This window comes from Ferruginibacter sp. (genome assembly GCF_014377975.1).
GTDB lineage: Bacteria > Bacteroidota > Bacteroidia > Chitinophagales > Chitinophagaceae > Ferruginibacter.
Genome location: NZ_JACMOO010000337.1, coordinates 1 through 8,843, shown reverse-complemented (window position 1 = coordinate 8,843; position 8,843 = coordinate 1). Strand labels below are relative to the sequence as shown.

The window sequence follows — 8,843 nt, the reverse complement described above, 5'->3', positions numbered from 1 at the left end:
TGGGGAATTTCCATGGGTGCAGCCGCCATTTCAAAAGCCATCAGCGATGATACTTTACAACCCAGCAAAATTATTTTAGAAATGCCTTATGGCAGCATTGTTAAAGCGGCGGAGGGAAGAATAAAAATGATGCATTTACCACCGGAACCACTGGCAACTTTGATTACCTTCTGGGGTGGTGCCGAACATGGTTTTTGGGCATTTGATATGAAGCCAACTGAGTTTGTAAAAAAAATTAACTGTCCGGTTTTACTGCAATGGGGCAAAAAGGATCCAAGGGTTACCAGCGGTGAAATTGATTTAATTTATGCCAATATTACCGCCCCTAAAAAATTGGTAGTATATGCTAGTGCCGCCCATGAATCTTTGTGTAAAAAAGAAAATACAAAATGGGTGAGCGAAGTACAAAATTTTCTTAAAAATTAATTGCACATGCACCCTGACAATATTGCCATTGCAGATTACACCTATCTGTTACCCGAAGAAAAAATTGCTGCTTTTCCGCTGGCACAAAGGGATTCGTCTAAATTACTGATGTATAAAGACGGTATCATTGAGGAAGATATTTATCAAAATATTGCTGATTTTTTGCCGGCCGGCAGTCTGCTTGTTTTTAATAATACCAGGGTAATTCCCGCAAGAATTTTATTTCAAAAACCGACTGGCGGGGTTATTGAAATTTTTTGTCTTGAACCGTATGAAGGCAGCAATGATTACAGCAGCGTTATGAGTAAAAAAGAAAGGGTACGCTGGAAATGCATGATTGGGGGAGCTGGCAAATGGAAGCAGGGGCCATTGGTAAAACAGTTTAATAACGCAAATTCCACTGCCGTACTAACGGCGAGATTAATTGAAAAATTAAGTGATGCCTACGTGGTTGAATTGGAGTGGCAACCGGCATCAATGAGCTTTGCAGAAGTTATTTGCTGTATGGGTGAAATTCCTTTGCCCCCGTATATAAAAAGAAAGCCTGAAAACAGCGATACGGAAAGATACCAGACCATTTATGCGGCACATGACGGATCAGTAGCAGCTCCAACCGCCGGACTTCATTTTACAGACCATGTGTTTGCAGCGCTTGCACTAAAAGAAATTACTACAGGTTTTGTAACGTTGCATGTAGGTGCCGGTACTTTTAAGCCCGTAAAAGCAGCTGTTATGCAGCACCACGAAATGCATGCAGAATGGCTGGATGTATCGGTTGTTTTGATAAAAAAGTTGATTGAAAATATAGCAAATAATATTACCGCAGTGGGTACCACTTCTGTACGAACCATTGAAAGCCTTTACTGGATGGGCATCAAAACGATATTGTTTCCTGAAATAGTAATGACAGACTTGGCCATTCAACAATGGGAAGTATATGAAGAACCTTTGGCATCGGTTACAGTTTCTGCCCTGGTATCGTTGCAATCTTTACTTGAATGGATGAATAAAAACAATCATGAAAATATCGTTGTAAAAACACAGATATTAATAGCGACCGGATATTATTTTAAAATTATAAAATCACTTATTACCAATTTTCACCAGCCACAATCTACCTTGTTATTATTGGTTGCTGCAGCTATTGGTAACAATTGGCGCAGGGTGTATGATTATGCTATGGAAAATAATTTCCGGTTTTTAAGTTATGGAGACGGGAGTTTAATTTTTATTCCGCAGGAATCGGTAAGGAAAGTATAATTTATGGCTGAATAGTTACCGGTGTTCCTATAGGAATATAACTGAATAGGTCTTTCATCTCGGTGTATTTTACAGAAATACAACCATCCGTCCAGTTATAAAAATTGTCGATGGTCCACTCCTCTTCAGGCCTTGTTGCATGTATGGCAATGCCATCACCAATTTTAGCGCTTTTGGGTATAAGGCCTTTTTGCTTGCGTTCGTTAAACCGCTGGTAGCTTGTTTCATTGGGATAATTTAATAGTAGCTCCGGCCCCCATTTAGGATGTATCTTTTTCAATATGATCTTAAAACTTCCATTGGGGGTTTTTCTATCGCCTTCCTTCATTTTATCACCCAAATCCTTACCGCCAAAAACAACCGGGTAGGTGGCAAACCAGCCGTCTTCATCATATACTTTTAATTCATAATCACTTTTATCAATAATTATATAATAGGAATTTTCAGCACTATCCTTTCTTACAGCTTTTTTTTGTGCAACAGGAGGTGTAAGTTTTTTAGAACCGGGTTTTGTTTTATTATTAATTCCCGGAACAAAAGCCATCAATAAAACAAGGGTACATATACCTAAGAAAACAATACCCGCCTTTTTGTTCATACAATTATTTAATTTGATATCTTTTTAAACGACATGCCCGCAACATTATTTCATTTGGTTATTGAACATTAACGAAAATAAGAGGCAAAAAAAATGCCATCCCCTCAAGGATGACATAAAATAAATTGCTACAACCTATTTTTACCAATTGCTTAACCTTATACCCAATGTATAGGGCCGCATATCCAATTTATTTTTAAATATAGATGCAGGACTATAAGAACCATATAACCTTACCGGACCAAGCCCAATTTCGGCGATGTAAGAAAGTTTAAATTGTTCCAGGTCGTAATCGCCTTTATTTTTTTGTTTGCCTCTTTGCGGGCTAATTTGCTTGTTGCGCTGCCCGTATAAATATCCTGCGCTTATACCAGCACTTAAACTGATACCCCTGTTATGGTAGCCGGGGTTACTGCAAAAATTAAGCATCAACGGAACTGTTATATAATCAGCGGCAAGTTTGTTTTTTGAAAAACTAATTGAATCTCTTATAATATATGCATTGGGTATTGCAGCCATACCGGCATAAGGCGAAAGCCCAGGTTCTTTAAAAGAAATATTGGAACGGAAACGATAATTATTCAGTTCCAGGCCAACACCGTATTTTAAATTTACATGGTGTTTAATCAGATTAACCCGTTGCATAAAAAGCCAGAAATTTATGTCCACACTTTTAGCGGCTCTTAAATTAAAATCGCTGGCACCCAATGGAAATGTACTACCCGGCGCATTTACCAAAACGCCGCCGGCAGTGGCTGCTGCATAATTGGTTTTATCATTGTAGTTGGCAAAACCAAAATCAATAATACCCCAGTTGGTGCTGATGTTGGATAATTTCCCCTGCCGCTTTCTTCTTAAAGTAATATTTGTATTATTGCCTGTTTGCCTGTGATTACCTGCATTTGTAACGATCACAATATTACCGATCCGGATGGTGTCGCGTCTTTCATACTGCTTATTAAGGCTGTCTGTTTTTACAGCAATACTGTCTGTTTGCTGTGCGGTAGCGACTGTGCAAATAAATGCCAGTACCATTTGTGTAAATAGCTTGTTCATTGTATCTTTTTTAAATGTTTATTGAAGCGCAAATTCTAAATTGGCAACTTTTACATTGTTGTCGCCGGTTTTCATTTTTGTGTTACGTTCCAGTAAACGTTTTGCTTTGCGCAGCAGGCCTGCGATTCTGGATTTTTTGGGTTCGTCGTCTGAAAAGGTAAACCGATCTTCTTTAGTATCGTTAGCGCTCTCAGAAAATGCAGCCGTATAAACGTTATTATTATTTAAGGCTGTCTGCGTTTTCTTATCTGCACCGGCATTTAAAGTATTCTGTTGCGTTTGTGGTGTTACGCTCGTTATTTGATCTTGATTATTGCCCGGTTTACTACTGTTCTCAAAATAAGATTTTGGCAAATTATTACTGGGTTTAATAATTATTTTTTCTTCTTTTGCCAGTACGTTTTTCCGGGGTACAATAACCCGTTGTTCTTTAATTTGTACTGCCCGCTTAACTTTTTTTAAAGGGCTGGTTTCCTCTGTTGCAACTGTTTGTGTTATGGCAACTATTAATTCCTGGGATAATTTTTTAGCTGGAGTTTTAATTAAAGAGTTGAAGCGATGAACAGCAGGTTTTGCTGCAACCTGCATCGCGGTAACCACGCCTGGTTTATTTACAAATACTTTCATTCCCCATAGTCCGAATCCAACAATAACCACTGCAGCAGCCAGTTTCCACCAGCCGAAAGGAATTACGCTGTCTTGTTCTTCTCTGTACAATAAATGTTTATCAGCAAAAATAATGTTACTATCTACAGATAGTTTTGTTTGTTGAAGCAAGCCTAATTCAGTTGAAAGCCTGTCATCCGCAGCCATCAACGTTTCCAGTTCCTTCATCAGTGGTACACTCAATTCTCTATCGATGTACAATAACAATTTTTCTTCTGTTGATGTAGTAAAGGCGTCCGGTTTCAGCAGGTTATTTTTTGCTTTAAAACTAATTAGATCCGGCTGTACAATGCTTTGCTGCAGCATATATAGTTCTGATTTTAAATCTGCATTATCCAAAACAAATAATTCTACAGCGTTCCGGTCTGCAGCACACAATTCATTGTCGATGTACAGTAAAAAAAACGATTCGTAATTATGTCGGTTAATGTTCATTTTTTGCATTTTTTATAAACCATTCACTCAGCTCACTTTTAAATAACGTTTTCCGGTTTAACTATATATTCTCTGAGCAGTAATCTTGCCCGGTGTAAGTAAACTTTTACCTGGCTTTCATTTAGTCCTGTTATTTCACCAATTTCCTGGTAGCTATAGCCTTCGTAATCTTTCAGCATCACTAAGCTTTTTTGAATATCTGTTAATTTGTTCAATGCTTCATTTAATACTTTTTTAGTATCATGTTGCTGCTGATCGGTTACCTTTATTTCTTCTTTAAATTCTTCTTTTAAAGTTATGCGTTTGTTTTTTCTGATGTGGTCAATCATCTGGTGATAGGCCACTGTAAACAAATAACTTTTACACTTTTCATTTTGAATCTGCTGTCTGTTTATCCACATTTTTTCAAAAGCCCCCTGCACTACATCCTGTGCATCTGCTTCGTGTCCCAGATTTTTGAGGATAAAGCGATACACATTATCTGCATACTCTTTTACACATTGGTTATACTCTCTTTCCGTCATAAACAATTTGTGCCTGGGTTAATTAATTTAGTTGGCTGGTGAAATGTAAAACGGCTAACTGAAATAAAAGTTACAAAATAAAAAATATTTACGCTTTTGTTATCAGCATTGACTGAGAAATGATATTCCATGGAACAAAGAGTTCCATTTGGTTCAATTGTTTGCAACAATTTATTTTCTTACCGGCAGGAATTACTTTATTTGCCGAATAGACCAGTAAACTTACCGAACTTACTGCAAGTGTAAGCAATAATAAGGCAGATTTTTTAAGTACCATAAACGGTTGTTTTGGACCGTTAAACGAAAATAAAAGTAAAAAGTTACAGGTCTAAGTAATAAATGATAAACTTATTATAAGTAAGATATTGAATGAGCGCCCGCTTAACTTAATTTTGTTTTTTCAAGATATCAAAGCAAATTTAATATACGAAAGGCCAACACTAAATTTATACCAATGAACCAAAATTTTGTACAAAGAATTACAACAGAACTTTCAGCAATTGACACTGCTGGTTTGATAAAAAAAGAACGCGTTATTGCCAGTGCGCAAGGTGCCGAAATTATTGTAAATGGTAAAAAAGTGCTGAACTTTTGCTCCAATAATTACCTGGGTCTTTCAGCGCATCCGAAAGTAACCGAAGCTGCCAAAAATTATATTGATACCCGCGGATACGGCATGAGCAGTGTACGGTTTATTTGCGGCACACAGGACATTCATAAAGAACTTGAAAAAAAGATAGCTGATTTTTTGGGTACAGAAGATACCATTTTATATGCCGCAGCCTTTGATGCCAACGGGGGTGTTTTTGAACCTTTGTTTGGCGAAGAAGATGCCATCATCAGCGACGCATTGAACCACGCCTCCATTATTGATGGTGTTAGATTATGCAAGGCACAGCGGTACCGGTACGAGCACAACAGTATGACCAGCCTGGAAGAGCAATTAAAAGCAAGTGCCCATTTACGCAGCCGTGTTATTGTTACCGATGGTTCGTTTAGTATGGATGGTACCATTGCACAGTTGGATAAAATTTGTGATCTCGCCGATCAGTATGATGCCATTGTAATGATTGACGAATGCCATAGCAGCGGTTTTTTGGGAAAAACCGGCAGGGGCACGCACGAGTATCGTGGGGTGGTGGGCCGCATAGATATTATTACTGGTACATTGGGTAAAGCCTTAGGGGGCGCCAGCGGTGGATTTACCAGTGGCCGAAAGGAAATTATTGAAATGTTGCGCCAGCGAAGCCGGCCTTATTTGTTTAGCAATACACTTGCACCAAGTATTGTGGGTGCCTCTATTGCGGTGCTGGATATGTTAAGTGAAACGACTGAATTAAGAGATAAGCTGGCGTTTAATACCAACTATTTCAGAACAAAAATGACTGAGGCTGGTTTTGATATTAAACCCGGCGAACATCCTATTGTGCCCATTATGTTGTACGATGCAGTGGTGGCCCAAACTTTTGCAGCTCATTTGCTGGAAGAAGGAATTTATGTGATCGGATTTTTCTTTCCGGTAGTTGCCAAGGGACAGGCCAGGATAAGGGTACAGTTAAGTGCAGCGCATGAACAACAACACCTGGATAATGCCATTGCCGCCTTTACAAAAGTGGGTAAAGTGTTAGGCGTATTGGAGTCCACGCTTTAAGCTTTTTTTAAGTCTGTTTTTAGCGTGGCCTGGTTAAAAAATGCAGGTGCATTTATTAGTAAATTTTTTATCCCGGTTAATAAAAAATCATAGAAATTACCGATTTTGAACGGAGCGTCGCCATCTGCCGATGCCCTTTGTACATAGCTGGTTAAAAAAATAAACGCATGTCGGAAAACGCACAAACCTTTATTGCCAAAAGCACCATTAAAGCGGCAGACCTTGACCACCGCCGGAAAATTAATTTTAATATCGGCAGGTACAATGCGGTTGTGCCAAAAGGTAAGGAACAATTTACAGATATTGAATTTACTAAAAAAACAGCCAAAAATATCAAATGGCAGGCTATTGAAAATCTGCATGAGCACCTGCTAACATTTGAAAAAAACTTTACCCAACGTGGTGGTAAAGTGATATGGGCCGAAAATACTGAACAGGCCATTGAAGAAATATTGTTGATATGCAAAGTAAAAAATTGCAAAACGCTGGTGAAAAGCAAGAGCATGGCTACCGAAGAAATTCACCTGAATGTTGCGCTGGAAAAAAATGGAATTGAAAGCGTGGAGACAGATTTGGGCGAATACATTCAGCAACTGGATGGTGAAGCGCCTTACCATATTGTAACCCCCGCCATGCATAAAAGTAAGGAAGATGTAGCGAGGTTGTTTAATCAGAAACTGGGTACGCCGGTAAATTATACACCCGAGCAATTAACACAGGTTGCCCGAAAAATTTTACGGGAAAAATACACACAGGCAGAAGTGGGTGTTACCGGTGCCAACTTTATCATCAGCGATATTGGTGCGGTAGCGGTTACTGAAAACGAAGGTAACGCAAGATTGAGTTGTGCTTTTCCTAAAACGCATATTGTTATTGTGGGTATCGAAAAGATGATTCCCTCTATAACAGACCTTTCATTATTTTGGCCGTTACTTTCCACTTTTGGAACAGGACAAACGGTTACTGTTTACAACACGATTATCGCCGGGCCAAGGCAACCCAATGAAAACGATGGGCCGGAAGAAATGTATGTAATATTACTGGACAATGGCCGAACGGATATTCTAAAAAATCCTACTCAACGGCAAAGCCTTTATTGTATTCGTTGCGGGGCTTGTTTAAATGTTTGCCCTGTATATAAAAATATTGGTGGCCATGCTTATGGCGCCACTTATAGCGGCCCCATTGGAAGCGTGATAACGCCCAACCTGCAGGGCATGAAAGATTTTAAACATTTAAGCTACGCCTCTTCGCTTTGCGGTGCCTGTACCGAAGTATGCCCGGTAAAAATTAACCTGCACGAATTACTGCTGCAAAACCGCCATGAATCTGTTGAAGAAGGCTTAACCACCATCAGCGAAAAAACAGCCTGGAAACTCTGGAAAATATCCAGCCTTAACAGGGGGTTAATGAACATGGGTAATGGAGATATAAAAAATAAAGTAGTAAATGGCTTATTCAAAGGCTGGGCTAAAAACCGTAGCAGGCTTGAGTTTAGCCCAAAAACTTTTAATGAAATGTGGACGGAACAGTTAAAGAAATAAATGTAGTATATTTGAAGTAGATGAATCCATTAACAGAACATAGAAAATTTGAAACCGTTGAGGAGTACCTGGCTTTTGAAGAAAAAAGCGAAGTAAGGCATGAGTATTATCTTGAAAATTTAATTGAAATGTCTGGAACAAGTTACAATCATAACAACCTTGTTTTCTATTTATCTGCATTTTTTAGATATAATCTTCAAAGGCTGGAATATAAAATTTCGAGTGAGCAGGTAAAATTATTTATTGGTTCTGAAAATATTTTTTTCTATCCAGATGTAATGGTGGCTTTGCCGGAAGAACATCAATACTACTCAACCCAACCCGTTTTAATTGCAGAAGTATTAAGTGAAAGTACCCGGAAGTTTGATATGATAGATAAATTTATTCAGTATCAAAAATTAGATACTCTGCAATATTATTTATTGGTTGAGCCAGATAAATACCTTGTAATATTGTACAAAAAAGCTGCAGAGGGAGATTGGCAAAGTAACACCTTTACAGCCATTACAGATACTATTGACCTGCCAAAATTCAACATCAGTATTGCGTTGAAAGATATTTACGAGGCCTAATACTGCATCCTTTTATTCTCCGTGGTTATGAAAAGAAGCCACTATTACTAAGACTAAAACTGCCGAATGTGCAGCCTTCCAAATAACCTGTTGCTATGTTACCAATGTAAT

The 8,843-nt window shown here is 38.5% G+C and carries 10 protein-coding genes; 5 read left to right on the top strand and 5 right to left on the bottom strand.

Features of this window, described 5'->3' with window-relative positions; all coding sequences use genetic code 11:
* Together H7254_RS16645 and H7254_RS16640 are read left to right on the top strand one after the other, a co-directional pair.
* The coding region (locus H7254_RS16645; RefSeq protein WP_301934042.1) for a hypothetical protein at positions 1-426 on the top strand (426 nt) is incomplete at its 5' end.
* A 6-nt stretch (positions 427-432) separates the two neighbouring features.
* Positions 433-1,686 (top strand): S-adenosylmethionine:tRNA ribosyltransferase-isomerase, encoded by a 1,254-nt coding sequence (locus tag H7254_RS16640; protein ID WP_301934041.1) that lies wholly within the window; start codon positions 433-435, stop codon positions 1,684-1,686.
* 1 nt (position 1,687) lies between these two features.
* On the opposite strand, the gene H7254_RS16635 is transcribed toward H7254_RS16640, so the two are convergent.
* From H7254_RS16635 to H7254_RS16615, 5 genes are all read right to left on the bottom strand, one after another.
* A complete protein-coding gene (locus H7254_RS16635) occupies positions 1,688-2,284 on the bottom strand; it encodes a murein L,D-transpeptidase family protein (RefSeq protein WP_301934040.1) in 597 nt (198 codons plus the stop codon).
* 141 nt (positions 2,285-2,425) lie between these two features.
* Complete coding sequence (locus H7254_RS16630) at positions 2,426-3,340, bottom strand: outer membrane beta-barrel protein (protein ID WP_301934039.1); 915 nt, start codon at positions 3,338-3,340, stop codon at positions 2,426-2,428.
* Positions 3,341-3,358: 18 nt separating this feature from the next.
* Complete coding sequence (locus H7254_RS16625) at positions 3,359-4,441, bottom strand: hypothetical protein (RefSeq protein ID WP_301934038.1); 1,083 nt, start codon at positions 4,439-4,441, stop codon at positions 3,359-3,361.
* A gap of 38 nt (positions 4,442-4,479) precedes the next feature.
* Complete coding sequence (locus H7254_RS16620) at positions 4,480-4,965, bottom strand: RNA polymerase sigma factor (RefSeq protein WP_301934037.1); 486 nt, start codon at positions 4,963-4,965, stop codon at positions 4,480-4,482.
* A gap of 88 nt (positions 4,966-5,053) precedes the next feature.
* A complete protein-coding gene (locus tag H7254_RS16615) occupies positions 5,054-5,242 on the bottom strand; it encodes a hypothetical protein (RefSeq protein ID WP_301922410.1) in 189 nt (62 codons plus the stop codon).
* 177 nt (positions 5,243-5,419) lie between these two features.
* Between H7254_RS16615 and kbl the strand changes: the two genes are divergently transcribed.
* From kbl to H7254_RS16600, 3 genes are all read left to right on the top strand, one after another.
* Positions 5,420-6,616: a glycine C-acetyltransferase gene (gene kbl, locus H7254_RS16610; RefSeq protein ID WP_301922411.1), complete on the top strand. Its 1,197-nt coding sequence runs from the start codon at positions 5,420-5,422 to the stop codon at positions 6,614-6,616.
* A 167-nt stretch (positions 6,617-6,783) separates the two neighbouring features.
* Positions 6,784-8,160 carry a LutB/LldF family L-lactate oxidation iron-sulfur protein gene (locus H7254_RS16605; protein WP_301934036.1) on the top strand — a complete coding sequence of 459 codons (1,377 nt, stop codon included), beginning with the start codon at positions 6,784-6,786 and terminating at the stop codon, positions 8,158-8,160.
* A 20-nt stretch (positions 8,161-8,180) separates the two neighbouring features.
* Positions 8,181-8,732, top strand: coding sequence for a Uma2 family endonuclease (locus H7254_RS16600; protein ID WP_301934035.1), 552 nt, complete (start codon positions 8,181-8,183; stop codon positions 8,730-8,732).
* Positions 8,733-8,843: the final 111 nt, after the last annotated feature.